Genomic DNA, 25,925 nt, shown 5'->3' on the forward strand with positions numbered 1-25,925 from the left:
CGTCAGCCGAGGCGGACGTCGAGCACGCGGATCGGCGACGGGGTGGTGCCGCTGGAACGTTGCTGGTACTGGAACGACAGGACGCCGTCGACCGCCATTCTCGACGCGTCGACGTTGACCTCGCCGAACGCGTTCAGCGACCGGTCGAAGACCAGGGTCCAGTCCGTCCACCCGCTCGCCTTGCTCGCCGAGACGATCCGGCCACGCGGCATCACCAGATACGCGTTGTCGTTGCGGTCGAAGACCAGCTTGGTCCGTTGCGTGCTTCCCGGTGCGACCGGGACCTCGCGTTTGGTCCAGGTGCCGTTCGCGTTCCGCACGACGTGGAAGGTCCGGCCGTACTGCGTGCGCTGCTGGGCATAGTTGGAGACGCACTGAGTGAAACGCCCTGGCACGTAGCTGATCACGACGTGCGGTGTGCCGGTGGAGTCCGCGCCCTGGCCTTCCTGGTTCATCAGGCCGTGGTTGGGATCCAACGCGTCGGCGACCAGGCCCGGCGAGTTGATCGAGACCCGGGTACCACCGGTGGTCCCGACGACTGTGCCCGCGCCATTGCGCCAGGTCCGGCCGCGGTCGTCGCTGTAGACGTAGCCGGTGTCGTGGTTGGTCAGGCCGCCGGAGTTGCACAGCACGCGGGAGTTGCCCTCGCGCCAGGTGAAGGCCGCGTGCAGGCGCCCCCGCTGGTCATAGGTGAGGCCGTGGAGATACATGTTCCGCGTCGTGGAGACGACACCGTTCGGCCCGGTGTAGTTCCCGGTCGCGGACGACCACACGCCCAGCTTCCGCCAGGCACCGTTGGAGTACTCGGCCAGTTCGTTCACGCCGTTGCCCGACCCGCCGGTCCGGTAGCTGAACTGCAGCGCACCTTCGGGTGTCACGACGAACTGCGGATAGGTCATGTTGCCCAGTTCGACACCTCCGAGAGTCCGTTGCTCCGGACCGAAAACTGATGCGGACCACTGGTGTGAGCCGGGCTGGGTGGCGAGTCCCGCGACCGACTTCACGTAGTACAGGCGGGTGTTGTGGGTGTCCATGCCGACGTGCAGGGTGCCGTCGCGTGGCGAGATGCCGAGCGAGATGACGTTGTGCGAGTCGTTGATGCTCAGGCGATGGGGGAGGACCGCCTTCTGCCAGGTGCTGCTGCCCAAGGCGCGCCGTGCGATGACGGCGTTGCGAGTGGAGGTGTACCACGCGGCGTACTGGTAGCCGTTGTAGGTGACCAGGGCGTCCTGGAAAGCGTTGTTGTTGACCAGGCCGTCGTACGACACGAAGTACAGGGCGGACTGGTCCAGCACGGTGTCTGACAGCACGGTGACGCCCGGGCCCGCGTTTGCGACGGTGGGCTGGACGATCGACTGGACCAGGCAGGTGGCGAGCGCAATCGCCGCTACTGCCCGCCTCATCGGGCCACCCCGTCGATCTGAATCGTCTGTACTGCGCCAGCCGCGAACGGGACCCGGACCGACTTGCCGGTCACTGTGAGGTCCTGGCGCCTCGTGTAGCGGTCGCCGGATCCGGAGGTCAGCGTGGACCAGCGAGTCGCCGTGCTGTTCGGAACCGTGGCGAAGGGCGACAGGTCGAAGGTCAGGTTCTGCGCCGCACCGTTGTTCGCGGCAACGATCACCAGTCGCTGCGCGGTCGGGTCGTGGGCCGCTACCGCGTAATCCACGCCGGTGTTGATGATCCGCATACCCGGCCTGATGTGCCGGGTGAACTGGGCCAGCACATAGAGCTTCGGCTCCACGGTGCCGGCCTGGCCCGTGTTGCCGTCGTACCGGATCGCGCCCCAGCCGGCGGTGGGGTCCATCACCTGCCAGTAGGCCCACGCGGTCGGCTTGAGCCAGCGGAAGTCCATCAGCAGGCAGCGGGCTGTCATCATTCCGCTGCCGTCGCTGTCGCCGTGCTCGGAGTTCCACAGCACCTTGCCCGAGGCACGCACATCGTTGCCGAGCAGATCACGACGCCCGCTCAGGCCCTGGTAGCCGTGCACGTTGACCTGACGTACCCGGCCCTTGGTGGTCGAGTCGAAGCTGTTCCACGTCGTCCGGGCGAGGTCGTAGTTGGTCTCGTCGGAGGCCGAGACCCCCACGCCGGTCAGGCCCAGCCGGTCCAGTTCGGTGCGCATGTGGCCGATGACGCTGCGCTGGGTGGCGGCGGGGATGTTGCAACCCTCTTGCTTGCCGTCGGCCCGCCACCAGTTCGACGACGGTTCGTTGAACGGGTCGACCGTCCGGAAGTTCACGCCCCACTGGTCACGGGCGCGGCGAGCGGTGACGGCCAGGTGCAGGGCGTGCTGGCGGTGGTTCCACGACTGGAGGTTGGGGCCGCCGTCCGCGGCGCCGGACGGGTTGTGGTTCGAGCACATCCACCACATCGGCGAGTTGGCGAACAGTTCGCTGATCGCGCCGCGCTGGGTCGCCTTGACCAGCATCGCGCGCTGCTTGGCGTCGGCGTTCCAGTTCCAGGCCGAGGAGGCCGGGTCCTCGTTGCCCCAGTCCTGCCAGAATCCCTCGATCTGCTTGAACCGCGGGATGTTGGGCGAGGCAACCATGCGGGCGCTGCCGACCGCGTTCCAGCTGCACGCGCCGAGGTTGTAGCGGGCGATGTTCATCCCGAGGCCGGGCAGCGAGGCTCCGTTGTAGCTGACCGTCCTGGTGGTGAAGAACAGGTCGGCGAAATCGTCCCGGTCGCCGAACACGTTGGCCCACCAGGCGAGTGAGGTGCCCCAGCCTTCCCACCCGCCCTGGTCGGCGGCCGGGTCGACGCGCACGGTCGCGTCGGCGTGCGCAGTACCGGTACTGAGTACGCCGGTCGCGACCGTGACGCCGGCCGCGGCGAGCAGAGTTCGGCGATTGAGTTTTGCTGGTGAGTCCATGGGGCGGTCTCCTCACTGAAGGGCGGAGGACCATCGCAGTGGCTGGTCTGGTCCGCGGTCAACGTTCCGAACACGAACGATCACGGTCGACCAAACACAACCAGCAGTTGTGGCGCGCCGACGCCGCTGTTGTTGGTGCGCCATGGCCGGTCCCTGGTTACATCGGCGACCTTCCGGCCGATCAGAGGAGCAGCAATGGCGGACTACCAGATCCCGGCGGATTTCCGGGAACGCGTCGAGCGGGCGATCCGGGTGACCGAGCAGCTCAACAAACTCCGGTACGACGAACTGGAGGCGATCCGCGCGACCTGGGCCGAGCTGACCGGGCAACCCGTCGACGAGACGTTCATCCTCATCCCGCCGGTGTACTCCGACCACGGCATCAACCTCCGGCTCGGGCGCAACGTGTTCGTCAACCAGGGCTGCCGTTTCAACGACATCGGCGGGATCGAGATCGGCGACGAGGTGATGATCGGCCCGGACGTCAGCCTGATCACGTCCGGCCATCCGCTCGACCCGGCGACGCGTCGCTCGGGGATCACCGCGGACCCGATCACGATCGGGCGCAACGTCTGGATCGGCGCCTCGGCGATGATCCTGCAGGGCGTGACGGTCGGAGCCGACGCGGTGATCGGCGCCGGGGCGATCGTCACGCACGACGTCCCACCCGCGACGCTGGCCGTCGGCGTACCGGCCAAGGTCATCCGAAACCTCGGTACGCCGTCAGCCGCCACCGCGTGACCTGGTCGGTGCGCGGCCGGCGATGACCCTGTGCGTCGGGTTCACTGGTTGATCTGCACAGGCACCCGGGAGGTCGAATGCTCACCTTGCGGTTGAACGGGGTGGATCTGAGCCGGACGGTGGTGCGGTCGGCGCCGTCAGCGATGTCGGAGCTTGCCGCCGCCGGCGACCGGATCATGCGGTCTCTGCCCGTGCCGCCGCATCTGGCCACCTGGGCGGCTCGTACCCGGGCCGCCATCAGGCCCGTGATGGCGCCGTACCTGGAGCTGTGCCGGGTGCCGCGCTGGAGACCCGACTTCATCACCCCGGTCTCGAGCGACGGCGACTTCGCGAGCGGGCTCGAACAGATGCTCGCCACCCCGCCCGAGTCGATGCTCGCCGAGCTGCGGCCGCGGATCGAGAGTGGTGAACTGCCGGAGCGGACCGCTCTGCCGGGGAGCGGTGACCCCGCTGCGCTTCGACGGCTCCGGGCGGCTGCCGAAGCCTTTCACGCGGTCGCGGTGGCCCCTTACTGGACGGAGATCGTCGCTTCGGTGCACGCCGATCGGGCAGCGCGCGGCCTCACCCTCGTCGACCAGGGGATCGACCGGGTGCTGCACACGCTCAGCCCTCAGCTGCGCTGGCAGGCCTCGACCCTGTCGTACGAATGCCCGGGCGGCGCCGACATGGTGATCACGCCGGGCGGACGAGGAGTCACCCTCGTTCCGTCGTACCTGGTGCCGACTCCGAACTTCGTGGATGTCGGTACGTCGCCGGTGATCCTGACCTACCCGATCAGCCACCGGCCGGACGAGTTGAGCTTCACCGAACCGCTCGGCGACCTGCTCGGACGGACCAGGGCGGCAGTACTCGCGGCGGTGGTCGGCGGACGCAGTACCAGTGAGGTGGCCGAGGTCGTCGGGATCTCGGCCGGCTCGGCCAGCCAGCACGCTTCCGTACTCCGTTCGGCGGGACTGATCACCACCCACCGGACCGGCTCTTCGGTCCGTCACCTGGTCACGCCGCTCGGCACCGATCTGCTGCGTCACGCGGTTCACGACGGCCGGACGCGCGGATCGATGAAGGCGTAGGCGATGTCGACGAGTGCGTTGGCGACGACGACGAAGACGGTCACCACCAGGACGACGGCCATGATGACGGCCAGGTCGACGCCCAGCACCGCGTCGACCGTCAGCCGGCCCATACCGTAGATGCTGAAGATCTGCTCGGTGATGATGGCGCCACCGAGCAGGCTGCCCAGGTCGAGGCCGAAGAGGGTGACGATCGGTGCCAGTACGGCGCGGAGCCCGTGCCGGTAGACGACTCGTGTCTCGCTGAGGCCTTTGGCCCGGGCCGTGACGATGAAGTCCTCGTTCATCACGTCGATCATGGTGGCTCGCGTCATCCGGGTGTACAGCGCCGCGTAGACCATGGCCAGTGTGATCCACGGAAGGGTGTACGACTTGAGCCACGCTCCCAGCCCTGCCTCCGACAGGCTGAAGGTCGCCGTGTCGGGATGTGGAAAGAGCTGGAGCTTGACCACGAAGGTCAGGTAGAGCAGGTTGCCGATCACCAGCGTCGGCATCGATGCACCGACCAGAGCCAGGCCGACAGCTGCCTTGTCGACCCACTCGCCCCTGCGGAGCGCGGCGGTGACGCCCAGCAGCACTCCACTGGTCAGCCAGAGAACGGCACCGCCCGCCGCAAGCCAGAAGGTCGGCCAGAAGGCCTCGGTGATCGAGCCCCAGACCTGGACGCCGGTGTGGATGGACCGGTCGAAGCACGGCCAGTCGCACTGCTCCTTCGTTCCTTCGGTGCCCAGCTGTCTGCCGTTGGGGTTGATCAGCCCACTCATGTAGGTGCCGTACTGAACGATCAGCGGTTTGTCGAAGCCGTAGGTCCGGTCGATCTCGGCGAACCGCGCGGTGGTGCAGTTGTAGTTGCAGATCTCCCTGGCAGGCCGGGCGGACGACGTCCAGAACAAGGCGAAGGTGATGACGCTGATCAGCCAGGCGGTCAGCACCATCTGCAGCACCCTGCGGACGACGAAGGAGATCATGGCCCCGAGCGTGAGCCGCTGGACAACCTGAGCCCACCCCCTTCGGCCCTGCCCAAAAGGGTGAACGCTGTGGAGTCGACTGGTGACAAAGCGCGACAGTGGTCACATACTGAAGTCGGTCACTGTCAGTGTCCGGAATCGACCGGACTCGAGCGATCTGCTCTGGGGAGGGCGTATGGCCAGTGAGTTTCAGCGGCGCAAGGTGGCCGCGGTGTTCCGGGCGATGGATGCGGACGGTAGCGGCTATCTGGAGGAGTCCGACTTCGAGGCGCTGACCGAGCGCTGGGTGGGCCTGCGCGACTGGGAGCCGGGCACCGCGGAGTACGAGCGGATGCGGGCGATCATGATGGGCTGGTGGTCGGCGCTCGTGACGCTGTCGGACGGCGGCCAGGACGGCAAGGTGTCGCTCGACGAACTGATGACGGTCGTCGACCAGTTGCCGGCGATGGACGACGCGGTGTACGCGACGGCGGACGCGATGTTCGATGCGATCGACCAGAACGGTGACGACCGCATCGCGCTGGCGGAGCACAAGCAGGTCGTCTATGCCTGGAAGGGTTCCGACGACGGTATCGAGGACGTCTTCGGCAAGCTCGACGGCGACGGCGACGGTCAGCTGTCGCGGACCGAGTTCCGCGACCTGTGGTCAGGATTCTGGCGCGGCGACGACCCGAAGTCCCCGTCGCAGTGGGTCTTCGGGCCGTACTGACCGGCAACCGCCGCGCCGTACGCCGGGAGGCGTACGGCGCAGCGAGGTCACGCGCCGACGACTGGGGTGGTGGTTTCGCCGGCGGGTTTGGGCTGCTGGTGTTTGCGGGGGAGCATCAGGGCCGGGATCAAGGTGAGGACGACCAGGACCCAGGCGACCCAGTAGGTGTGGGAGAACGCGGCGGCGGCGTCCGTCAGGCCACGAGAGATGGCACCCGGGTCGAGGTGGAGTGGGCCGAGATTCTCCGGCCGGGTGTTGGACAGAATGGCCGCCTGAGTCTCGCGCAGCCCCCCGCCCAGCCCCGGGATGTTCTGCGTCCCTGGAATGATCGGCGAGTCGTTGAGCCGGTTGGTGAGGATGACCGACATCGTCGCCACCCCGACGGACGAAGCGATCTGCTGGCTGATGTTGAGCAGCGTCGAGCCGCGAGCGACCTGGCTTCCTCTCAGCGTCCGCAGGGCGGTCGTGAACAACGGCATCATGGTGGCGCCCATTCCGAAACCCATCACGACCAGCATCGCGATGATCAGCGGGTACGACGTCGTGGCGGTGATCTGGGTCAGGCCGAACATGCCCACCACGATCAGCGCGAGCCCGACCGGCACGATCCGGCCCACCGGAATCTTGTCGACCAGCCGGCCGGCGATCGGCATGGTCACCATCGCGCCGAGACCCTGCGGTGCCACCAGGAGGCCTGCCTGCAGGGTGGACTCGCCACGGATCTGCTGGAAGTAGGTCGGTACCAGCAGCAAGCCGCCGAAGAACGCGGCCGCGAACAGGAACATCGTGATGATCGAGATGGTGAGGTTCCGGTCGCGGAACAACCGCAGGTCGAGCAGCGGGTGCTCCGGCCGGAAGGAGTGCCAGACGAAGGCCCCCATCAGCACCACCCCGACCAGCATCGAGACCCACACCCGCGGGGCGCCGAAGTCACCACCCTCGGCGGGGAGCGAGGAGACGCCGAAGAGGAACAGCGCGAGCCCGGGGGACATCAGTGCCACGCCGAGGAAGTCGAACGACTCCGACCGCTCCGCGTGGTCCGGGGCCAGCGCGAACCAGGCGTAGACCAGCGCGATCGCGCCGAGCGGCACGTTGATGAGGAAGATCCAGTGCCAGCTCGCCACCTGGATCAGCCAGCCACCCAGGATCGGGCCGAGAATCGGGCCGAGCAGCATCGGTACGCCGAGAATGGCCATCAGCCGGCCCATCCGGTGCGGACCCGCGGCCCGGGTCATGATCGTCATGCCCAGCGGCATCAGCATGCCGCCGCCCAGACCCTGCAGGACCCGGAAGCCGATCAGCATGTCGATACTCGACGCGGTCGCGCACAGGGCCGATCCGGCGGTGAAGAGGAAGATCGCGGCCATGTAGAGCCGCTTCGTCCCGAACCGGTCGGCCGCCCAGCCGGTCAGCGGAATCACGGTGGCCAGCGCCAGCGTGTACGCCGTCACGGTCCAGGCGACGTGGGAGTAGGCGACCGGGCTGTCGGGCGAGCCGAACTCGTCCTGGAAGGTCGGCAGCGCGACGTTGACCACGGTGATGTCGAGAATCGACATGATGGCCCCGAGCACCACGACGCCGGCGATCTTCAGCACGGCCGCATCGATGTTGTCAGGGTAGTCCGGCTCGGCAGTTGACTGGCTCACGATTCTCCCCTCGGATTTTCGACCCTGCCGACGTTACGCGCCCGCCCCCGCCCAGCACGAGCACTTTCTCGCAAGTCGGGTGCCCACGGCATCGGTACGTGACGTCCTGTAGCGCGGCGACAGCACGGTGCGACGTCGTACTGCGAGTTTCTCCTTCGGCTTTCCCGGTTGAATTACCGTGCGGCGCATTTCGGCGTTATCCGAAGTGTTCACTCGGGTGGGGATTTCCGGAGCCGGAACTCCGGCTCCGGAAAGTCGTTTCGATGCTGATTGATTTCCGGCCATCAATGAATCCCTCGCCTGTTAACTTGCGTTCATGTCGGATCAGCCAGCTCCCCACGCCTTCATCGATCCCGCCGCTGAAGAGGGCGAGGTCAGGCTTGCGACCGGCCGGATCCTGTTCTCGATCTGCGCGGGAATCATGGCCCTGCACGTCATTTCCGTGGTGACGCGCAGCCTGGTCAAGCCGGGTGAGGGAGCCTTCGACGACGTGCTGGCATTGCTCAACGCCGCGCAGGAACGCTCGCTGGCGGGCTGGTGGACCGGTGCGTTGTTGATGACCTGCTCCCTCGCAGCCCTCGCCGCTTTCCGGTTGGCGGGCGGCTCTGGTACTACGGCCGATTCCCGCCGGGTCGCTTGGCCTTGGCTGGTCCTCGCCGTGGTTTTCGCGCTGCTGTCCATGGACGAGATCGTTTCCCTGCACGAACGCGGAGCCCGATGGACCGCGGCCGTGGTCGACAGCAGTTCACCACTGGCACGGCTGGGGTGGACAATCCCGGCGGGCGCGATCCTGGTGGCCTCGCTGGCCATTCTGATTCCCGCCTTCCGAGCCATTCCGGCGCGCGCCCGCAGCCTTGTCCTGATCGGCCTCGGCACGTCAATTGCCGCAGCGCTGGGCATGGAGGTCGTCAACGTAGTCCTGAGCTCAGCCGGTGCGCCGTACGCGTCCCGCCTGGTCGCAATGGCCATCGAAGAGGCCGCCGAGATGACCGGCGTGGTCATCGTCCTGCTCGGCGTACTGACTGCTGTCCGAGTGCGTTGGACCAACCACCAACTGACCTTGGCCTACGCCGACTAGGCTCTGCGAAATGGAGAACGGCAAAGCTTTGATCCGCCTGCCCGGTGAAGGCGAACTCGTCCCGGTCGGCGGCGTGGACCACCTCTTCCTGCTGACGGCCGGCGAAACGGAAGGCCGGTTCGCCTTCGAGGAGTTCACCCTCGCCCCGGGCGTCCTCGGAGCCCGCCCGCACGTCCACGCCGAGCACGACGAGTACTTCTACGTCCTCGACGGCACCCTCACCATCCACACCGGCGAGGCAGAAGTAGACCTAGAACCCGGCTCCCTGGCGGCCGCCGTACGCGGCACCCCCCACGGCTTCCGCAACGCCACCAACAAAACCGTGCGAGCCCTCTGCCTCTACACCCCCGCCGGCTACGAAAACTACTTCCGAGACGTCCACGCCGCCGTATCCGCCGGCACCCCCCTCACCGATGACCTACTAACCACCCACCGAGCCCGCTACAACACCACCCCGTACTAGCCAGCAGGCCAGAAGAAGTAGCCGTACTCCGTGGCGCGGGTCAGGCCCACGAACCTGAGGTACCGGCCGCGCGCCGACAAACCGCCGAGCGAACTGCTCTCGACACTGGAGGTCGTCACCGGCTGTACCGACGCCCCGCGCCCAGGCAACCGTTCTGACCTAGAGTGATGACCGATTCCTTTGGCGGTTGCGTGACGTCTGTACCTGGTCACCCCTGTGTGCCCGGCGCTGCCTGCGCGGGGTCTCTGCAGTGAAGGAGTAGTCATGCCCGACGAGGAAGTCCTGCTGCGTGAGCTGGAGCGCTTCCGTCATGAGTTGGTCGCCCACTGCTATCGCATGATGGGCTCCGTCGACGAGGCGGAGGACCTGGTCCAGGAGACGTACCTGAACGCCTGGAAGGGCTACCGGAACTTCGACGGCCGCGCGTCGCTCCGCGTGTGGCTCTACCGGATCGCGACCAACGCCTGTCTGACCGCGCTCAGGCACCGCAGCCGGCGGGTCCTGCCGTCCGGACTCGGCGCTCCGTCGGACGACCCTGACGCGCCGATCCGGGAACTCGACGGTGAGGTCGCCATGCTGCAGCCGATGCCACATGCGCTCCTCGACCCGGCGACGATCGTCGGCTCCCGGGAGACGCTGCGGCTCGGGATCATCGCGAGCCTGCAGCATCTCCCGGTCAGCCAACGGGCGGTCCTGCTCCTGCGGGACGTGCTCTCCTTCTCGGCGGCCGACACGGCGAAGGTGCTGAACACGACCTCCACCGCGGTGAAGAGCAGCCTGCAGCGGGCTCGCGGCAAGATGGCCGAGGTGACGCCGCAGCTCGAGGAGATCGCGGAACCGGCGGACCCGGAGCTCAACGCACTGCTCAACCGGTACATCTCCGCGATCGAAACGAGTGATGCCACGGCGCTGGCGGAGGTACTCCGCGACGATGCCACCTTGCAGCAGGCCGGATCGCGGACCTGGTTCTCCGGGAGCAAGTACTGCCTTCCCTTCCTGGTCAACCATGTCGTCGGCGCCCCGGGCAGTTGGCGGATGCTTCCGACCGCGGCCAACGGCCAGCTGGCCGCAGCCGGATACCAGCTCCAGGCAGACGGCACGTACGCCGCGTACGGGCTGGTCGTCCTCGAGCTGACCAAGACGGGGATCGCGGCCATCACGTCGTTCGGCGATCCCCGGCTGGTGGCAAAGTGCGGTCTGCCGCTGGTACTCGAGGGCGCCTAGAGCCCGACGACCTCGGCGAACTCCCGGATCGCGTCCGGTTCGGTGGCGTGGTGGAAGCCGACGACCAGTTCGTCGACGCCGGCCTTCTCGTAGGCTTTCACCCGCGCCTGGACGGTCTCGGGCGTTCCGTAGAGCAGGTACGAAGCGAAGTCACCGGCGTAGAAAGCACCCATGCTCGGATGCAGCAGCGCCTGCGCCTCCTCGTCGGTCCCCGACAAGAGAGCGGCGGTCGTCGCGGTCACCCGGATCGTCGAGACGTCCCGGCCGACCTCCTCGGCGTGCCGGCGCAGGATCTGCAGCTTGCGGTCGATCTCAGCCGGCGAGGTCATCAGGTTGCAGGCATCGGCGTACTCGGCGACGATCCGCAACGTCACCTTCTCGCCGCCGCCGGCGATCATCATCGGGATCCGCGGTTGCTGGACTCCCTTGGGTTCGCCGTACGCGTTCTTCAGCGTGTAGAACTCACCGCTGAAGTTGGTGACTTCGTCGGTCCACAGCGACTGGATCACCTGGACCGCCTCGCGCAGCTCCCGGAGCCGCTGACCCGCGCCCGGGAACTCGTACCCGAAGGCGTCGTAGTCGGCCTGGTACCAACCGGCGCCGATCCCGAAGGTCAGGCGTCCGGCGGACAAGGCGTCCAGGGTGGACGCCATCTTGGCCTGGAGTGCCGGATTCCGGTAACCGTTGCCGGTGACCAGCTGGCCGACCCGGATCGTGCTGGTCTCCCGGGCGACTGCAGTCAGCAAGGTCCACGCCTCGAAGACGGGCGCGGCCGACGGCGGGATGGTCTGCAGATGGTCAGGCAGCCACACCTCGGAGAACCCAACGGCTTCGGCGGTCTTCGCCAACTGGATCACCCGCTCGGCAGCCTCCGCAGGGTCACTGAAGGATGCGAGTTCGCCGCCGAATCCGGTGGGAAGGAAGAGGTTGAACTTCATGAAGCACTCCTGCGTCGTCTGGTCGCTGTTACCAGGTACAGACGCAGTCCGGCAACGGAAGGAATCGCCGCGGCCGTGCTCGGCAGCACCCCCGCTGCCGAGCACGGTCGTCGGAGGTCAGTTGCGGTAGCGGAAGATGATCCGGCCCCGGTTCAGGTCATACGGGCTCAGCTCCACCAGCACGCGATCCTCCTGGAGGATCTTGATGTAGTTCTTCCGGATCTTGCCGCTGATGTGGGCGAGGACCAGATGGCCGTTGCTGAGCTCGACCCGGAAGTTGGCGTTCCGGAGGCACTCGACGACAGTGCCCTCGACTTCGATACCGCCTGCGGTTCTGGGCATCGTCAGGCCTTTCCCTGCTGGTGAACCAGTTCCAGATTGCCGCCGGTCCGGCGAGCGCCGATCCGCTGGAACAGTGCCATCGCGGCCTCGTTGGTGTCGTCGACCTCGGCCGTGACCGCCTCGACTCCGGAGCGGTGCAGGTCGGCCAGGACGTGACTCAGGAGAGCCCGGGCAACGCCGCGACGCCGTTCACCCGCCCGTACTGCGATCAGCCCGATGCGCGGCTGACGAGTCATGGTGGCCAGCCGCACCAAACCGACGTACTGATCGTCCCGCACCGCGACCGTGTACTTCGAGGGGTCGATCGGCGTCGTCCCGCCTTGCCAGGGCAGCACCTCAGCCGGCATCCTCTGCCAGCCGACCGTGGACCGGACCTCGCTGCGGATCGCGTGATCCAGTTCGCGAAGCGGCCCTTCGGCAGCCTCTCCGATGATTACCCCCGGCGGCGGCGCCGCGTTGAGGCCGGTGATCCGCGGATCGGTCGGTACGACGAATTCGTGCTCGCGGCGCCAACTCGTGAAGCCGGCCCGTTCCCAGCCGGCCGCCACGTCACGGTCGGTCTCGTCGACCACCGTGTACAGCGGTGCCGTCTGGTCGGTCAGCATCGCGCGGGCGAGCCGGTCGAAGACGGGACCGCGCCAGGTGTCGATGCTCAGAAAGGTCCGGCCGTCGAGCCGGCGCGAAGCGTAGCCGCGCCCGACGACGAGATCGTTCTCGACCGCGTGCCACTGGTTGTCCGCGACCTGGACGACGCTGACCGCTTGGTCGCCGAGATCTGGACTGAAAAGCAAAGAGTTCATAGGTGTTCCCTTCGGGAGTGCCGAATTTCTCGGGGGCACTCCCGGCGACACCTATGTCAATCGCCCGCCCGTGACCACGAGAGGGGGAGCACCCACTGCGCTACAGCGTTCATGGGGCCTCACCTCCAGGTGTGATGTCACGGACCACGGCACGGTACCAACCCGGCCGGTACTCCGGCCAGCCAGTTTCCCGCCGTCGCCCGATGCGCGGGCGGTCGCGGTCAGTCGCAGGTGTCGCAGATCCCGTTCGCCGGGGTCTGCAGGTTGCAGTGCGGGCACTTGTTGATCGGGCGCTCGGCGATCGCGGCCTTGCGGGCGCGGGCCCGGGCGGCGCCGAGCTTCGGCGGGATCATCGCGTTGCCGCCGTCGGCGGGCAGGCCGGCCGCCTCGAAGTGCCGGTACGCCGCGAGGCGGGCGTGCGAGGCGTGCACATCCGGGTCCGGGGGAGTCGTGCCGGTGGCCGCGCCGACGATCGCGGCGTACCCGTCGAAGACGCTCTCGTCGGGGTTGACGCAGAGCGCCGACAGCATCGGCTCGCCGCGCCGCAGGCTCTCCGCGGACACCTCGGCGAGCACGCCGCCGATCCAGTGCCGGGTCGGCTGCTTGGTGCGGATGCCGGTCAGCTCCTGGACACCGGTGGCGATGTCCTTGTGCTGCACCACCGCCTGGTACTTCTTGGCGGCGACGAGCAGCATCTCGCGCGCGGCGCCGGCCCACTCGACCCGTGCGGCGGCGACGCCGACATCGGATACGTCGCGCCAGGCGCGTTCCGCTACGTCCGGGAGTTCGTGGTCAGGTGCGGCGACATCGAAGGAGGACACCGGGAGACCCTAACCGGGCCACCGGCAATCAGCGAAAACCGCGCCTCAGGAAGAGGCGCTCCGCTCGCCTGGTGGTTGCTCGCCGCGCCGGGTCTCGGCCGGCGACGCCGGAGTTTCAGGATCGTCCGGTTGGTGGGGTTCGAAGGTGACCTCGATCGTTTCGGCGGCCTTGTGGCGCTGTGCCTGCGCGTACATGGCGTACGCGCGGTGGTCGGCCGGTGTCAGATCGGTGGCGGAGTCGGTGAACAGCGCGAGCAGGGAGCGCGGGTACAGGCGATGGGCGATCACCGAGTTGAGTTCGGCGCCGATGACGGCGATCACCGACGCGGCGTAGATGAGGCCGATCAGACCCAGGGTGAGCGCGAAGACGCCGTTCACCTCACTGGTCTTGGCCAGTACGTCGTTGACGTAGATTCCGCCGAGGCGCTCGAGCAGGTGCCAGCCGAGAGCGGTGAGGAAGGCTCCCGGGATGATCTTGCGGAAGGCCGGCCGGGGACTCGTGCCCGGGCGCAGGCACAGGGTCAGCATGGCGGTGAGCACCAGGACCGAGCCGATGTCGACCAGCCAGCCCGTCGCGAAGTCGCCGGCTCGGCTGCCGACCAGGAGAGTCAGGGTGGCGAAGGTGAGGACGGTGAGACCGGCCAGCGACAGCAACGCGCCGGACCGCAACCGTCCGTGGAACGGGTTCGGGCGCCGATTGCGGGGCACTCCCCAGGTCACGTTGACCGCGTTCTGGACCGCCTGCCCGAGCCCGATCACGCCGTACACGGCGGCGAGCGTACCGACGACGACGGCCGGGGTGCTGCCTTGCAGACCCTGCGGCGTCGCCAGCTGGGTGCCGACGATCGGAAACTCCTGGAGTGCCGACTGCAGGACGGCCTTCTGCAGGTCCTCGTTGCCCTGCAGAAGGAAGCCGAGCACGGAAGAGGAGATCAGCAGCATCGGGAAGATCGCCGCGAAGGCGTAGTACGTGATGATGACCGCGAGATAGCTGCCCTGGTCGTCGAAGAACTTGTACACCACGGCCAGCGGAAACCCGAGCCGCCGACGCCGCCGCTGCGCAGCGTCCAGCCGCCCCAAGGTACTCACGCCCCCAACCGTACGATCCCCACCCCGATTCCCCCCGCCACGACCCACGTCAGCCTGTCAGAACCCGGTACCTCAGATGTCCAGGCTCATCGACATGTACAGCCGAATCGGTGAGGTCGTCACGGGTGCCGCACCTCGTAGCGCAGGTGGAGGACGCCGGGTGCCTCGAGCGTCCGGACCAGGTCGAGTTCGATGTGCTCGGGCGGGAGTCCGTCGAACAGCAGGCGGCCCTGGCCGAGGAGAACCGGTCTGAGCTGAATCTCGATGACATCGAGCAGCCCGGCCTTGAGGCATTCCTGAGCGGTGTAGGCGCCGTGCAGGAGGATGTCGCGGTCACCGGCTGCTGCCTTGGCCTGCTCGACGCATGCCTCGATGCCGTCGGTCACGTAGTGGACCCGTTCGTGCGGGTTCTCGGCCGGCGGTCGGTGCGTCGGAACGAAAATCGGTACGCCGTCGTGGTGGTCGCCGCCCCAGTAGCCGGCAAAGTCCCCGGTCCGTTTCCCGGTGATGACTGCGCCGGTGGCCAGCGCCTCGTCGTAGACGATCCGGCTGTTCGGAGCGCTGGGCCGATACGCATCGACCCGGTCGCCATCGCTGGTGCCGTCGCCGTCGCCATCGCCGCCGTCGTTACCGCTGCCGTCGTTGCCGAGCCAGTCCATCAGCCGCATCCCGTTGATCCCGGCCGGGTTCTGCGCGTCGTCGTGCGGACCGGTGATGAACCCGTCGAGGGACATCGCCATGTACAAGGTCACTCGAGACATGCCGTTCCTTTCCGTGGTTCTCCCTCTTGCGCCGCTCATAGTACCCCCCTAGGGTATGCATGGCCAGCTTGTGAAGGAGGAAGCAGGAGATGTCCACAGACAGCTACTTCGAGCGGGACGGCGCCACGATCGCCTACCAGTACTCCGGTACGGGGGAGCCCCTGGCCTATGCGCACGGTGTGCCGTTGAGTCGCGCGGCCGTACGACGACTCGGGCTACTGGATCTTGATGCTCTGGCCAAGGGCAGACGCATGCTGACCTATGACGCGCGCGGCCACGGCGAGTCCACTGGCCGGCCGGTCGCCGACGACTACACCTTCGACAACTTCGGCCGCGACCTGCTCGCCCTAATTGATGCCCTGGGCATCGATCAGCCGATCGACTTCACCGGCTCGTCGCTAGGCGCGGACACCGCACTACGAGCCGCAATCGCCGCACCGGAACGCTTCCGCCGCCTCGTCCTGATGATCCCACCGGCGGCCTGGGACGATGCGCCGTTCGCGCAGAACCTGTACTCCGAGATCGCTACGGTGATCGAGACGGAGGGCGCCGACGCGTGGCGAGATCAGTGGGCCACCACCGACCCACTGCCCATCTTCGCCGACTATCCCGCGTTCGACCTCACTCCAGCTGTCTCCGACGACCTGCTGGGCGCCGTCTTCGCAGGCATCAGCCGAAGCGACCTACCTGCTCCGGACCAGATCGCGACGATCACCCAACAAACCCTGATCCTCGCCTGGGACACCGACCCACTGCATCCGGTCTCCACCGCGCAAAAGCTGCAGGACCTGCTACCCAACGCCGACCTCCACATCTCCCGCACCGCCGCCGACGTAAAGACTTGGACCAACCGAATCACCGATTTCCTGACCTAACGGCGGCGTCGACGAAGACCGGGTTGGCTTTCCAGCTGAGCTTCCTGCCAACGACCCGCCTCTCCGGCCTGTCCAGCCCGTCCATGCGGGCCACCCGCCCACCCACTCGGCCACCGATCCCGACCGAGGTGTTCTGGACGACGGCGATTGGGCCCAGCACCGCTGCGGTCAATCCGCGCGACGCAGGAGCGCCAAGGGGGTGGGTGGGAGCGGCCGAACGAGCACGCGACGGAGGAGCGGGCGTCGGAGGTTGCGTGGGGTCTCGGGGCCTAATTCGTGTCGGATGTCGTGGTTAGGCTGTCGGCGTGACCGAGGATTTCGTGGGTTGGCCGCGGGGTGCCTTCGACGTGCTGCTGCAGCTCGAGGGGGAGCCGTCCGCCGAGGTCAGGCGGCAGTGCAGGCGCGACCGCGAGGAGCTGGTGCGCCGGCCGATGATCGAGTTGCTCAACGCGGTGGCGGACGCCGATCCGGCGTATGAGGACTTCTCTGTCTGGGGTTACGGCGAGGTCCTGCTGCAGGCGTGGCAGCGGCAGAGTGCGATCGTGCGGCTCGGGCGGAACGTCGAGTTGGGTGTCCGATTCGACCTCGACGGGCTGGAGGTCGTCTTGGCATGGTGGTACGCGCCGACGGTCCAGATCGAGCGGTATCGGGCCGCCGTGGCGGATTCGGCTTCCGGCCGACGGCTGACCGGCATCATCCGGAAGCTCGAGGGGGAGGGCGTCGCGATCTCGGGTGACCTGTTGAAACGGCCGCTGCGCGGGTATCCGGCCGACCATCCGCGGGCGCAGTTGCTGAGGCACCGCTCGCTCATCGCCACCCGGCCGCTCGGCTGCGAGGACTGGATTCACACACCCGCCGCGGCCGACCGAGTCGTTGCCGCTTTCACCCAGTTGCGGCCGCTGTCGCGGTGGCTCGTGGAGAACGTGTCACGGGCGTAGCTCCTGGGCGGCGGTCGAGATGACATCGTCGAGTACTGCGCGGGAGGTGGCCAGGTCTGCCATCAGCTGGTCGATGCGGTCGCGTTCAGCCGTCAGCTCGCGGAGCAGCGCTGGGGTGGCGCGTTCGTTGGGCGCACCGTCCGGGTCGCGCATGCAGGGGAGGATGCGGGCGATCTTCTTGCTGTGCAGGCCGGCCGCGAGGAGCTCCTGGATGAGGATCACCCGGTCGACGGCTCGCTCGGGGTAGTCCCGATGACCGCCGGGTGTCCGGTCGGAGACGAGCATGCCCTGCTGTTCGTAGTACCGCAGAGAGCGTTCGCTGACGCCCGTCCGCCGGCCCAGTTCGCCGATCCGCACCGCTGACCCTCCTCGGGGACTTGAATCTGACACTGATGTCAGATTTTACCGTGGTCGCATGACAACAGAACTCTTCGACTACAGCCCCATCGTCGAACGCCCGCGACTGAGCTGGCCGGACGGCAAGCGGGTCGCCTTCTACGTCGGCCTGAACGTCGAGACCTTCCTGCCCGACCGGCCGTCGACGAGTATCTGGCCGCTCGAGCTGTCACCCGATCCGCTGAACGCCGGCTGGCGCGACTACGGGGCGCGGGTGGGGATCTGGCGCACGATCGACATCCTCGACAAGTACGGCGTACGCGCCAGCACGTTGCTCAACTCGCTCGTCGCCGAGAAGAACCCGCAGATCATCAAGGCCGGGGTGGAACGCGACTGGGCCTGGCTCGCCCACGGCAGCACGAACTCCATCCTCCACACGGGTCTGGAGCCCGCAGAGGAGCGTGAGGTCCTGGCCGAGATCGTCAACACGATCGAGTCCGCAACCGGTCGGCGCCCGAAGGGCTGGATGGGACCGGCCCTGACCGAGACGGCGAACACGCCCGCGTTGCTGGCCGAACTCGGGCTCAGCTACGTGCTCGACTGGACGAACGACGACCAGCCCTATCACCTCAACGTCCCCGGCATGCTCAGCGTCCCGTACACCGTCGAGCTCAACGACCTCGGTCTGTTCCTCCGCGGTCTCACCGGCCCGGACTTCCTGCAGATGGTCAAGGACCAGTACGACGTACTGCGTGCCGACGCCGAGCACAACGGCCGGGTGATGGCCCTGGCGCTGCACCCGTTCGTCATCGGCCAGCCGTTCCGGGCGAAGTACCTGGACCTGGCGTTGGAGTACATCACCTCGCAGCCCGACGTCTGGCTGACCACCAGCGACGAGATCGCGGACCACTACCGAGCTAGCCGAAGGTGATAGTTGCCTCCGGCATGTTGTCGGTGATGAAGGGAAGGAGAAGCTCAGCCTCTGCCAGTACTGCGGAAGCCTCGCCTCGCGACAGTGCCCGGAACGGGACGATGGTGAGGGTCGAGTTCTTCAGCGACCAGGAGCCTCGGACGAAACCGTCGACGAGGAAGGTGGGTTCGACCCATGCCTGACCAGGGCAGACCCGCTTGCGATCTTCGTCGCTGACGATGCGACTGCGGTCGGCATGGCCGAGGACGACGTTGTCGAACGCCGGCAGGAAGCGTACGGGTGCAGGGATGTCGTCGTCGGCCGGGGACGTGTCGCGCAGATCGAACAGTTCCGTGCCCTGGTCGGTCCGGAACACTTGCAGCGTGGGTCGCAGACCATCGACGATTTCGCGCAGCCGGGTGAGTCCGGACCAGGCCTGCATGTCCCGCACGCTCGCGGGACCGAACGCGGCCAGGTAGCGGCGGATCATCAGTTCGAGCTGTCGTTCCGTCGCCAGCGGTTGCCCGATCCACGAGTCGGCGAACGCTACGGTGACCGAGGCCGGGGTGCCCCAGCGACCCCAGGCGCTGTCGGGCGGCGGGTGCACCATCGGATCCTTGAGCTCTACCGCGGAGGCCAGCCTGCCGCCGTGGCGGTCGGGGTAGCGTTCGACGAACAGGCGACCGAGTTCGCGGCGGGTGAGAGTGCCGTCGGCCAGGAACTCGCGACCTGCCGCGACGAGTTCGTCGAGATCGAGCCCGCTGGTCTTCTCCGTGAAGTACGGGCTCCGCAGCGCGCTGTCCAGACTCGGCTGGATGGTCGGCCGCAACCAGCGGAAGTCCTTGCTGCTGGCAAGGTGTTGGGTACGGCGCAGCGACGTCGAGCGGACCACGGACCGGTCGTGCAGCAGCGAGGTCAGATCGTCATGCCGGAAGCCGGTGACTCTGGTCCACAGCCCGATGTACGGCCAGTTCGGCTCCTGCGCCTGCATCGCGACGAGACGTTCGATGACCTCGACCACCGGCCGCGAGGTGCGGTCGGTCAGGAACTGCCGTGCCAGCAGGGTCCGGTTGAGGGTGCGCCGGGAGAGGAGACGAGTCACGGCATGAACGCTAGAGGGCGTAGAGGCCAGGTCCTGTCCCATATTCAGGTGAGGAGGTTGAGCGTGTGGGCGTGGGCGGTGGCTTCGGTGCGGGTGGTGGCGTGGAGTTTGGTGAGGATGCGCGAGACGTGGACGCCGACCGTGCCGGGGGAGATGTAGAGCTCGGCGGCGATCTGACGGTTCGGCAGCCCACGGGCCAGCAGGCGCAGTACGTCGTACTCGCGGGGTGTCAGGCCTGTTGGGTCGGTACCGATCGTGGGTGGTTCGAGGCGAGCCCTTTGACCCAAGGTGGCGATGCGATCGAGGTAGACCGAGGCGCGAAGCGGAGTGGCCAGGTCGCGGGCCTCTTCGAGACGGCGCCGAGCACCGGCCCGGTTGCTGCCGGCAGGACGCCCCCGACCTCCTGGTAGGCGACTTGCGGTCCTTCTTCCGTACCTTGGGCGGCTGACCGAGTGCCGGCCGGATCCGTGGGATCCGGCCGGCATCACGGCAACTAGTTGACGATGATCCTGTCGACCTCGATGGTGAGGCCCTTGACGAGTGGCGTGGACGTCCCGGTGGTGACCGTACCGGTGCCGCTCTGCACACCCTTGATGTTCATCGAGTACGTCATCGAGCCGCCAGGCGCACCCGGCGTACTCGTGATCCGGTAGTCCTCGGTCGGAGCCCCGGTGATCTGGCTACCGGCCGTCCCCTCGAAGTTCTCAGCGCCCACAGTCAGGCCGTACGCCGGACCTGGGTCACCGGGCAGGTTGTCCGGATCGTAGGCGTAGGTGATGTCCTCGGCGCCGTTGAGACCGATCCACTGCTGGAACACCTTCTGACTGGTCGTACCGAACAGGTTCACCCGCCATTCGAGGACGAGCCAGTTGCTCACCCCGTCGGTCAGCGTGCCGGCGAAGACACCCGGCGCCGCGGTCCCGTCGAGATCGGTCCAGTAGGACGCGAGCACGTTGTTCGGACGCGCGGGGTCGGGCAGGTTCTCTGGCGTGAACTGGATGTCGTCCGACCCCGACGAGCCGCCGGCGACCGTGTAGCCGTTGGAGACCACACCGATGCTGGTGTAGGTCTGGCCGGCGAACACGTAGGGCGGAACGTTGAAGTTCAGTGCCTGCTCGTCACCGATCGGGGTCGGTGTGAAGCCGAAAGCGTCCAACGGGAGGTAGCCGGCCAACGACCCCGGCCCGATCACCGGCCGGTCGGGTTCGCGCCCGGCCAGGGTCGCGGTCTTGGTGGCGACCTGGCTGCCGATCTTGGTCGCACCCGTCACACTGTTCAGCCGCAGGTTCGGGCTCAGCGTGCTGACCGCCGTCACGTCCGTGGTCTGCAGGCTGTTGTTCTGCACGGTCACCGTGCAGGTCGACTCGCCCGTGTTCCGCGCGATCGTGCTCGGAGCGCAGGTCTGGTCGATCGGCACGATGCCCTCTTGCCGGAAGAAGGCGACCGGCAGGTGCAGGGCCCGGTTGCCACCGATCTGCTTGAGGTTGACCTGACCGAAGTACTGGCCGTCGGGCAGGTCGGGTGCGGTGATCGCGATCGTCAGCTTCTGCGACTGGCCGGGAGCCACCTCGAAGGCAGGCGGCAGGACCGTGATGTTGGCGCCGTTGACGGTGCTACCGCTCGCGGTGAAGCGGAGCTTGGTGTTGGTGACGTTCTTGACGACGCGAGTAGCCGTGACCGCGCCCGGCATGGTCGGTGCGTTCACCGACGGCAGGTTGAGGTCGATCCGGTTCAGCGCGCTGGCGGCCGAGGCCGCGTAGTTCGCCGCCGTCTCGTCCAGGGTCAGCCCCGGGTCGCCGGCCTTCGTCAGGTCGATGCGGCCGCCGCCGAGGTCGAACGGGTCGGCCTGGGTGACCCGGTCAGGCTTCTTGACCGTGGTCTTGGCCGTCGTCTCCAGCGCGGACTTGACCTGGCCCGGCGTCCACGAAGGATGCAGGGCGAAGAGCAGTGCGGCAGCTCCGGCGACGTGCGGTGACGACATCGACGTACCGGCGATGGCCTGGTACAGGTTTCCGGGTGGGCCTTCGGACGGCGACTCGGGGGTCGGCGTCGTACCGGCGAGGATGTGCAGGCCGGGTGCGGTGACGTCCGGCTTGAGGAAGTCACCACCGGGACCGCGGGACGAGAACGACGTCATCACGTCGCCCTGCCAGGTGGTCTTGGTGCCCTGCGTCATCGTCGCGGTCGTGCTCGGGTGCGCCGCGAGGAACGCGAGCAGCACGTCGGCGTCGGCCTTCTCGAGCTGCGCGGCCGGCAGCCAGTGGTTGTCGGTGAAGACGTCGGACGGGAAGGTGGTGTTGTACATCAGCATGCCGACAGCGCCACCCTGCTTGACGTTGAAGCCCTTCATCACCCGGCCGGGCGTGAACTGACAGGCGACGATCTTGCCGGTCAGCGTGCCCGCGGGCGCCGGAGTGTTACAGGTCGCGTCGGTGTATCCCGGCGTCGTGGAACCAGCCCGTACGACGGACGTCGGCGTACTGATGCCAGGGGTGACAGACGCACCGGTGACGGTGGCAGTCGCGCCATCGCCGGACAGCGTGATGGTGGAGCGGAAGGTTCGGCTCTGGGTGGAAGCCGCCACCGTGGTGACCCACGGGCTGCGGTGGTCGGTGGTGTTCGCGCCCGGGCCTGAGTTGCCGGCCGAGGCGGCCACGAACACACCCGCGGCGTACGCGTCCAGGAAGGCGAGCTCGACCGGGTCGCTGTACGGGTCGCTGCCGCCGGAGATCGAGAAGTTGATCACCCGGACGCCGTCGAGGATGGCGCGCGCGACTGCGGCCGCCGAGTCGGACGGGAAGCAGCCCTCCGCGCCGCAGACCTTGTAGACGGAGACTGCCGCCGCCGGGGCGATACCGCGGATCGGTCCGCGGCTGATGCCGAGTGTGTTCGCGTTCGCGACCTGGCCGCCGGCCGAGGTCGTCGACGTGTGCGTGCCGTGCCCGTTCGAGTCACGCGCGGAGTCGGGGTAGATGTCGCCGCCGATCACCGCGTTGTAGGTGTCGAGGAACGGCCGACCGCCGATCAGTTTGTTGTTGCAGACAAACGGGTCGCTCGCCGGAGTCAGCGGGTTGTCGCCGAAGTCGCACACTCGCGGGGTTGCGTCAGCGGTTGGCGGTGGCGCCGGGAGTGTGCCGGGATCGGCGTACGACGGGTGTTCCGGCCATGAGCCACTGTCGAGGATGCCGACGATCACGCCTTTGCCGGACGATGCCGAACCGCCGAGTTTGCTGTAGATCGTCGGGGCGCCGATGAAGTCGCCGCTCGAGTCGGTCAGCAACTTCTGTGGGTTGTCCTGCTGGACCGCGGCGACGCCGGGAAGCTTGAGCAGGTCGCGGGCCTGGTTCGCCGGGACGCTGAGCGCGACGCCGCCGTACACGGTGCGCAGTTTCTGTCCCGCCCGGGCGCTCGGCACTCTGGTCTGCAACGCGGAGAGGAAGCGGTTCTCCAGCGCGGTCACGTGCTTCAGGTACTTGCCGGCGTTGGCGCTCCTGGGGTCGAGCCGCTTACCGGTGACCGAGGGGCTGGTACCGGGGAGACCCTTGATGCCACCGCGGTACGCGGCGAGCGAGTCGTAGTCGAGCTTGACGACCACCCGGACCTGCTTGGCCGACGTACTGTTGATCAGCGCCGGGTCGCTCTTGGCGAGCTGACCACTGGGCGACTTCGCGCCGTTGACGATACTGGCGACGGTGAGCGGTGTAGCCGTCCACTCCCGGCCACTCGGGCCGACCGGCGACGGGTCCGCGGCAACCGCGCCCGTCGGGGTGAGGGTGGCGGTCAGCAGCAGACCGGCGGACAGCCCGGCCGTGGTGATACCCATGGTTCGTCGGTGAATCGGTGACCTCATGCGTTGGCCTCCCGTGAAGGCAGATGACGCCGTCACCGCGAGAAGTCAGCCGTAGAAACTCAGAGTTCATCCCCCAGGTGACGCAGCAACCCTTCAGCCCCTGTGACCGACCGATCCCCCCCGGGTACCGGCGTACCGGCCGGCACCCCCACGGCGCCCGCCTGAGCCGAGGCTAAGCCCAAACCGCCACCACGACCAGACCTCGCTCGGGCCAAGGAAACAGCTCGCTGAAAAGGAGGGTCGTTCTCGGCGCGGGCTGGCGGGTGTGGGGTGGTGGCGGCGGTACTGTCCGGGCAGTGAAATCCCGCCTTCTTGCTGTCGTCGTACTTGTCCCTGTGATGCTGAGTGGTTGTTCCTTTCCCCAAGCGGGGGCCGATCCGGGGTCGGCGACACCCTCGGCTGGGCGGCCGACGAAGCCGCCGGCGGTGCCGCCCTCGAGCGGGGTGGTCACCGGTACGGCGAAGGCGATCGTCGGCGAGTTGGGTCGGGCGCGGGTCGTGGCGGCGCGGCCCGAGGTACCGGGGTACAAGCGTGATCAGTTCGGGCAGGCCTGGTCGGACAATCACTCCGGGCTGGGCGGCCACAACGGTTGTGACACTCGCAACGACGTCCTCGCGGCCCAGTTGGAGGCGCGCAAGTATCGCGGGAAGTCCCGTTGTGTGGTGATCGCCGGCACCTTGCGCGTCGAGCCCTACACGGGGAAGCGGATCGAGTTCCGCAAGGAAGCCGCGTCCGCGATCCAGATCGACCACATCTACCCGCTGTCGCGGGCCTAGGACATGGGTGCCGCGAAATGGTCCCAGCAGCGCCGCGTCGACTTCGCCAATGACGAGGCGATGAACCTGATCGCCGCCGACGGACCGGCCAACGCGTCGAAGGGCGACTCCGGGCCGGGGGAGTGGATGCCGATCAACCGCGCGTACCGCTGCACCTACGTCCTGCGCTACTTGCAGGTCGCCCGCAAGTGGTCCCTCCCCATCACCGCCGCCGACCGCGACTCGGCTAGGACCATCACCCACATCTGCCCGTAGTGGTGGCCGCCGCGGAGTAGTGTTTCGGGGTGACACCTTCAGTTCGTACTCGTCGTCCTCGGCCGGCCGACATGACCGTGCCCGTCGGAGCGCGCTCCGTCTTCACCGACGGGGCCTGCTCGCGCAACCCCGGACCCGGCGGCTGGGCCTGGGCGCTGTCGACGACCGAGTACGCCGCCGGGCACGAGGCAGTCTCGACGAATCAGCGGATGGAGATCCGCGCCGCCCTCGAGGCGGTGCAGGCGAATGCGGGCCCGCTGCTGGTCGTCTCGGACTCGACGTACGTCGTCAACTGCTTCCGCGACGGGTGGCACCGCGGCTGGCTCGAGCGCGGCTGGCTCACCTCGGCCAAGAAGCCGGTCGCCAACCGGGACCTCTGGGAACCCCTGGTGGAGTTGGTGGTCGAGCGCGGGGATGTCGCCTTCCAGTGGGTGAAGGGGCACTCCGGTCACGAGATGAACGACTTCGTCGACGGCCTGGCCGTCGCCGCCTGCTTCCCTCAGCACTGACCTGGCTCGAAGACGCCGACGGTTGCGTCTTGTGACGGTCCGTCGCGAGTGCTTTTCTGGTCGTGGGGGTGCGGTGAGGACGGGTGAGGTGCCCGCGATCGCCGCAACAGACCATGAGCAATGGACCGAGTACGCCGTACCTCGTGGTGGAAACCGGAGCGCACGAGGGGCAGCGGATCAATCTCACCGGCGCGCGCCTGACGGTCGGCCGGTTACCGAGTTGCGAGGTCCGGTTCGACAACCCGTACCTCAGCCGCCAGCATGCGGCGCTGTGGCAGCAGGACGGCGGGGACTACATCGAAGATCTGGGCTCAGCCGGCGGCACCTTCGTGAACGGCCAGGCGGTCACGTCGCCGCGGCGGTTGTACCCGGGGGACCGCGTCGCGTTCGCTGACCTGCGGCTTCGGTACGCCGCGGCCGAGGGTGCGCCGACAGCGGTTCGCTATGACATCGGCGACCAGCGGGCTCGCACGATCAACAATGTCGGCCGGGATCAGTACGTCCAGCAGGTGATCCAGCAACGGGAGAACTTCTTCCGCGAGATCGCCGCGACGAGGACGAAGGCCCGTGGGCTGATCTGGACCGGTGTGGTGGTGTTCCTGGTCGGACTCGCCATCGCCGCCGTCGGCTGGTACCAGTACTTCGGTCAGATCATGGACCTCTCGTCCGCCTCCGGCATGCCCACGCGAGACGACTTCAGCGGGTTCCTGGTGTTCGCGCTCGGCGGGCTGGTCAACGTGGTCGGCGTCCTGCTGATCATCGCCGGGATCGTCCTGCACATCGTCGCCACCGCGCGCCGGCGGCGGGTCGATCGGGAACTACCGCCACCCCAGCACGGGAGATGAGTCG

28 protein-coding genes are annotated in these 25,925 nt (G+C 67.7%); 13 read left to right on the top strand and 15 right to left on the bottom strand.

The window, feature by feature from the left end; genetic code table 11:
• Positions 1 to 2: 2 nt before the first annotated feature.
• Both AB0F51_RS18250 and AB0F51_RS18255 read right to left on the bottom strand, forming a co-directional pair.
• A complete protein-coding gene (locus AB0F51_RS18250; protein ID WP_360281223.1) occupies positions 3 to 1,403 on the bottom strand; it encodes a BNR repeat-containing protein in 1,401 nt (466 codons plus the stop codon).
• Positions 1,400 to 2,875 carry a glycoside hydrolase gene (locus AB0F51_RS18255; protein ID WP_360281225.1) on the bottom strand — a complete coding sequence of 492 codons (1,476 nt, stop codon included), beginning with the start codon at positions 2,873 to 2,875 and terminating at the stop codon, positions 1,400 to 1,402. Before AB0F51_RS18255 ends, AB0F51_RS18250 begins: the two co-directional genes overlap by 4 nt.
• A 195-nt stretch (positions 2,876 to 3,070) precedes the next feature.
• Here AB0F51_RS18255 and AB0F51_RS18260 point away from each other — a divergent pair, with 195 nt between their 5' ends.
• Both AB0F51_RS18260 and AB0F51_RS18265 read left to right on the top strand, forming a co-directional pair.
• Entirely contained in the window at positions 3,071 to 3,616 is a 546-nt protein-coding gene (locus AB0F51_RS18260) for a sugar O-acetyltransferase (RefSeq protein ID WP_360281227.1), read from the top strand.
• A 77-nt stretch (positions 3,617 to 3,693) separates the two neighbouring features.
• A complete protein-coding gene (locus AB0F51_RS18265) occupies positions 3,694 to 4,686 on the top strand; it encodes a winged helix-turn-helix domain-containing protein (RefSeq protein ID WP_360281229.1) in 993 nt (330 codons plus the stop codon).
• Here AB0F51_RS18265 and AB0F51_RS18270 read toward each other — a convergent pair.
• Complete coding sequence (locus AB0F51_RS18270; RefSeq protein ID WP_360281231.1) at positions 4,650 to 5,654, bottom strand: ABC transporter permease; 1,005 nt, start codon at positions 5,652 to 5,654, stop codon at positions 4,650 to 4,652. The two genes, AB0F51_RS18265 and AB0F51_RS18270, sit on opposite strands and share 37 nt — an antisense overlap.
• A gap of 175 nt (positions 5,655 to 5,829) precedes the next feature.
• Here AB0F51_RS18270 and AB0F51_RS18275 point away from each other — a divergent pair, with 175 nt between their 5' ends.
• Positions 5,830 to 6,363, top strand: coding sequence for an EF-hand domain-containing protein (locus AB0F51_RS18275; RefSeq protein WP_360281233.1), 534 nt, complete (start codon positions 5,830 to 5,832; stop codon positions 6,361 to 6,363).
• Between the two features lie 47 nt (positions 6,364 to 6,410).
• On the opposite strand, the gene AB0F51_RS18280 is transcribed toward AB0F51_RS18275, so the two are convergent.
• On the bottom strand, positions 6,411 to 8,009 hold the full coding sequence (locus AB0F51_RS18280) for a DHA2 family efflux MFS transporter permease subunit (RefSeq protein ID WP_360281235.1): 1,599 nt from the start codon (positions 8,007 to 8,009) through the stop codon (positions 6,411 to 6,413).
• A 316-nt stretch (positions 8,010 to 8,325) separates the two neighbouring features.
• Here AB0F51_RS18280 and AB0F51_RS18285 point away from each other — a divergent pair, with 316 nt between their 5' ends.
• On the top strand, positions 8,326 to 9,087 hold the full coding sequence (locus AB0F51_RS18285; protein WP_360281237.1) for a hypothetical protein: 762 nt from the start codon (positions 8,326 to 8,328) through the stop codon (positions 9,085 to 9,087).
• A gap of 10 nt (positions 9,088 to 9,097) precedes the next feature.
• Complete coding sequence (locus tag AB0F51_RS18290; RefSeq protein ID WP_360281239.1) at positions 9,098 to 9,550, top strand: cupin domain-containing protein; 453 nt, start codon at positions 9,098 to 9,100, stop codon at positions 9,548 to 9,550.
• Here AB0F51_RS18290 and AB0F51_RS18295 read toward each other — a convergent pair.
• The gene (locus AB0F51_RS18295) at positions 9,547 to 9,669 is read right to left on the bottom strand and encodes a hypothetical protein (RefSeq protein ID WP_360281241.1); all 123 of its coding nucleotides are present in this window, start codon (positions 9,667 to 9,669) and stop codon (positions 9,547 to 9,549) included. The genes AB0F51_RS18290 and AB0F51_RS18295 overlap by 4 nt on opposite strands.
• 145 nt (positions 9,670 to 9,814) lie before the next feature.
• On the opposite strand from AB0F51_RS18295, the gene AB0F51_RS18300 reads away from it, so the two are divergent.
• Complete coding sequence (locus tag AB0F51_RS18300; RefSeq protein WP_360281243.1) at positions 9,815 to 10,774, top strand: RNA polymerase subunit sigma-70; 960 nt, start codon at positions 9,815 to 9,817, stop codon at positions 10,772 to 10,774.
• On the opposite strand, the gene AB0F51_RS18305 is transcribed toward AB0F51_RS18300, so the two are convergent.
• From AB0F51_RS18305 to AB0F51_RS18330, 6 genes are all read right to left on the bottom strand, one after another.
• A complete protein-coding gene (locus tag AB0F51_RS18305) occupies positions 10,771 to 11,712 on the bottom strand; it encodes a TIGR03560 family F420-dependent LLM class oxidoreductase (RefSeq protein ID WP_360281245.1) in 942 nt (313 codons plus the stop codon). The genes AB0F51_RS18300 and AB0F51_RS18305 overlap by 4 nt on opposite strands.
• 117 nt (positions 11,713 to 11,829) lie before the next feature.
• Entirely contained in the window at positions 11,830 to 12,054 is a 225-nt protein-coding gene (infA, locus tag AB0F51_RS18310) for a translation initiation factor IF-1 (RefSeq protein ID WP_360281247.1), read from the bottom strand.
• A gap of 2 nt (positions 12,055 to 12,056) precedes the next feature.
• Positions 12,057 to 12,854: a GNAT family N-acetyltransferase gene (locus tag AB0F51_RS18315; protein WP_360281249.1), complete on the bottom strand. Its 798-nt coding sequence runs from the start codon at positions 12,852 to 12,854 to the stop codon at positions 12,057 to 12,059.
• A gap of 221 nt (positions 12,855 to 13,075) precedes the next feature.
• Positions 13,076 to 13,675 carry a hypothetical protein gene (locus AB0F51_RS18320; protein ID WP_360281251.1) on the bottom strand — a complete coding sequence of 200 codons (600 nt, stop codon included), beginning with the start codon at positions 13,673 to 13,675 and terminating at the stop codon, positions 13,076 to 13,078.
• A gap of 45 nt (positions 13,676 to 13,720) precedes the next feature.
• Complete coding sequence (locus AB0F51_RS18325; RefSeq protein WP_360281253.1) at positions 13,721 to 14,764, bottom strand: YihY/virulence factor BrkB family protein; 1,044 nt, start codon at positions 14,762 to 14,764, stop codon at positions 13,721 to 13,723.
• A 119-nt stretch (positions 14,765 to 14,883) separates the two neighbouring features.
• Positions 14,884 to 15,525 carry a dihydrofolate reductase family protein gene (locus AB0F51_RS18330; RefSeq protein WP_360281255.1) on the bottom strand — a complete coding sequence of 214 codons (642 nt, stop codon included), beginning with the start codon at positions 15,523 to 15,525 and terminating at the stop codon, positions 14,884 to 14,886.
• An 89-nt stretch (positions 15,526 to 15,614) separates the two neighbouring features.
• Here AB0F51_RS18330 and AB0F51_RS18335 point away from each other — a divergent pair, with 89 nt between their 5' ends.
• Both AB0F51_RS18335 and AB0F51_RS18340 read left to right on the top strand, forming a co-directional pair.
• Entirely contained in the window at positions 15,615 to 16,400 is a 786-nt protein-coding gene (locus AB0F51_RS18335; RefSeq protein ID WP_360281257.1) for an alpha/beta hydrolase, read from the top strand.
• Positions 16,401 to 16,705: 305 nt separating this feature from the next.
• Positions 16,706 to 17,338: a DUF2461 family protein gene (locus AB0F51_RS18340; RefSeq protein ID WP_360281259.1), complete on the top strand. Its 633-nt coding sequence runs from the start codon at positions 16,706 to 16,708 to the stop codon at positions 17,336 to 17,338.
• On the opposite strand, the gene AB0F51_RS18345 is transcribed toward AB0F51_RS18340, so the two are convergent.
• A complete protein-coding gene (locus AB0F51_RS18345; RefSeq protein WP_360281261.1) occupies positions 17,327 to 17,695 on the bottom strand; it encodes a MerR family transcriptional regulator in 369 nt (122 codons plus the stop codon). The two genes, AB0F51_RS18340 and AB0F51_RS18345, sit on opposite strands and share 12 nt — an antisense overlap.
• 58 nt (positions 17,696 to 17,753) lie before the next feature.
• Between AB0F51_RS18345 and AB0F51_RS18350 the strand changes: the two genes are divergently transcribed.
• The gene (locus AB0F51_RS18350) at positions 17,754 to 18,605 is read left to right on the top strand and encodes a polysaccharide deacetylase family protein (RefSeq protein WP_360281263.1); all 852 of its coding nucleotides are present in this window, start codon (positions 17,754 to 17,756) and stop codon (positions 18,603 to 18,605) included.
• Here AB0F51_RS18350 and AB0F51_RS18355 read toward each other — a convergent pair.
• The 3 genes from AB0F51_RS18355 to AB0F51_RS18365 form a co-directional block, all read right to left on the bottom strand.
• Positions 18,592 to 19,686 carry a winged helix DNA-binding domain-containing protein gene (locus tag AB0F51_RS18355; RefSeq protein WP_360281265.1) on the bottom strand — a complete coding sequence of 365 codons (1,095 nt, stop codon included), beginning with the start codon at positions 19,684 to 19,686 and terminating at the stop codon, positions 18,592 to 18,594. The two genes, AB0F51_RS18350 and AB0F51_RS18355, sit on opposite strands and share 14 nt — an antisense overlap.
• A gap of 44 nt (positions 19,687 to 19,730) precedes the next feature.
• Positions 19,731 to 19,973, bottom strand: a complete 243-nt coding sequence (locus AB0F51_RS18360) for a response regulator transcription factor (protein WP_360281267.1) — start codon at positions 19,971 to 19,973, stop codon at positions 19,731 to 19,733.
• Between the two features lie 206 nt (positions 19,974 to 20,179).
• Entirely contained in the window at positions 20,180 to 23,509 is a 3,330-nt protein-coding gene (locus AB0F51_RS18365; RefSeq protein WP_360281269.1) for a S8 family serine peptidase, read from the bottom strand.
• Positions 23,510 to 23,832: 323 nt separating this feature from the next.
• Between AB0F51_RS18365 and AB0F51_RS18370 the strand changes: the two genes are divergently transcribed.
• The 4 genes from AB0F51_RS18370 (at position 23,833) to AB0F51_RS18385 (ending at position 25,921) form a co-directional block, all read left to right on the top strand.
• Positions 23,833 to 24,312: an HNH endonuclease domain-containing protein gene (locus AB0F51_RS18370; RefSeq protein ID WP_360281271.1), complete on the top strand. Its 480-nt coding sequence runs from the start codon at positions 23,833 to 23,835 to the stop codon at positions 24,310 to 24,312.
• 3 nt (positions 24,313 to 24,315) lie between these two features.
• A complete protein-coding gene (locus AB0F51_RS18375; RefSeq protein ID WP_360281273.1) occupies positions 24,316 to 24,567 on the top strand; it encodes a DUF1524 domain-containing protein in 252 nt (83 codons plus the stop codon).
• Positions 24,568 to 24,596: 29 nt separating this feature from the next.
• Complete coding sequence (locus AB0F51_RS18380; protein ID WP_360281275.1) at positions 24,597 to 25,076, top strand: ribonuclease H; 480 nt, start codon at positions 24,597 to 24,599, stop codon at positions 25,074 to 25,076.
• Between the two features lie 113 nt (positions 25,077 to 25,189).
• Positions 25,190 to 25,921 (top strand): FHA domain-containing protein, encoded by a 732-nt coding sequence (locus AB0F51_RS18385; protein WP_360281277.1) that lies wholly within the window; start codon positions 25,190 to 25,192, stop codon positions 25,919 to 25,921.
• Positions 25,922 to 25,925: the final 4 nt, after the last annotated feature.

The sequence above is a fragment of the Kribbella sp. NPDC023855 genome (assembly GCF_040639475.1).
Lineage (GTDB): Bacteria > Actinomycetota > Actinomycetes > Propionibacteriales > Kribbellaceae > Kribbella.

Excerpts from the sequence above, each read along its gene's own strand:
- AB0F51_RS18250 (WP_360281223.1), bottom strand. The coding sequence starts at position 1,403 with ATGAGGCGGGCAGTAGCGGCGATTGCGCTCGCCACCTGCCTGGTCCAG.
- AB0F51_RS18255 (WP_360281225.1), bottom strand. The coding sequence starts at position 2,875 with ATGGACTCACCAGCAAAACTCAATCGCCGAACTCTGCTCGCCGCGGCC.
- AB0F51_RS18260 (WP_360281227.1), top strand. The coding sequence starts at position 3,071 with ATGGCGGACTACCAGATCCCGGCGGATTTCCGGGAACGCGTCGAGCGG.
- AB0F51_RS18265 (WP_360281229.1), top strand. The coding sequence starts at position 3,694 with ATGCTCACCTTGCGGTTGAACGGGGTGGATCTGAGCCGGACGGTGGTG.
- AB0F51_RS18270 (WP_360281231.1), bottom strand. The coding sequence starts at position 5,654 with ATGATCTCCTTCGTCGTCCGCAGGGTGCTGCAGATGGTGCTGACCGCC.
- AB0F51_RS18275 (WP_360281233.1), top strand. The coding sequence starts at position 5,830 with ATGGCCAGTGAGTTTCAGCGGCGCAAGGTGGCCGCGGTGTTCCGGGCG.
- AB0F51_RS18285 (WP_360281237.1), top strand. The coding sequence starts at position 8,326 with ATGTCGGATCAGCCAGCTCCCCACGCCTTCATCGATCCCGCCGCTGAA.
- AB0F51_RS18290 (WP_360281239.1), top strand. The coding sequence starts at position 9,098 with ATGGAGAACGGCAAAGCTTTGATCCGCCTGCCCGGTGAAGGCGAACTC.
- AB0F51_RS18300 (WP_360281243.1), top strand. The coding sequence starts at position 9,815 with ATGCCCGACGAGGAAGTCCTGCTGCGTGAGCTGGAGCGCTTCCGTCAT.
- AB0F51_RS18305 (WP_360281245.1), bottom strand. The coding sequence starts at position 11,712 with ATGAAGTTCAACCTCTTCCTTCCCACCGGATTCGGCGGCGAACTCGCA.
- infA (WP_360281247.1), bottom strand. The coding sequence starts at position 12,054 with ATGCCCAGAACCGCAGGCGGTATCGAAGTCGAGGGCACTGTCGTCGAG.
- AB0F51_RS18315 (WP_360281249.1), bottom strand. The coding sequence starts at position 12,854 with ATGAACTCTTTGCTTTTCAGTCCAGATCTCGGCGACCAAGCGGTCAGC.
- AB0F51_RS18330 (WP_360281255.1), bottom strand. The coding sequence starts at position 15,525 with ATGTCTCGAGTGACCTTGTACATGGCGATGTCCCTCGACGGGTTCATC.
- AB0F51_RS18335 (WP_360281257.1), top strand. The coding sequence starts at position 15,615 with ATGTCCACAGACAGCTACTTCGAGCGGGACGGCGCCACGATCGCCTAC.
- AB0F51_RS18350 (WP_360281263.1), top strand. The coding sequence starts at position 17,754 with ATGACAACAGAACTCTTCGACTACAGCCCCATCGTCGAACGCCCGCGA.
- AB0F51_RS18365 (WP_360281269.1), bottom strand. The coding sequence starts at position 23,509 with ATGGGTATCACCACGGCCGGGCTGTCCGCCGGTCTGCTGCTGACCGCC.
- AB0F51_RS18375 (WP_360281273.1), top strand. The coding sequence starts at position 24,316 with ATGGGTGCCGCGAAATGGTCCCAGCAGCGCCGCGTCGACTTCGCCAAT.
- AB0F51_RS18385 (WP_360281277.1), top strand. The coding sequence starts at position 25,190 with ATGAGCAATGGACCGAGTACGCCGTACCTCGTGGTGGAAACCGGAGCG.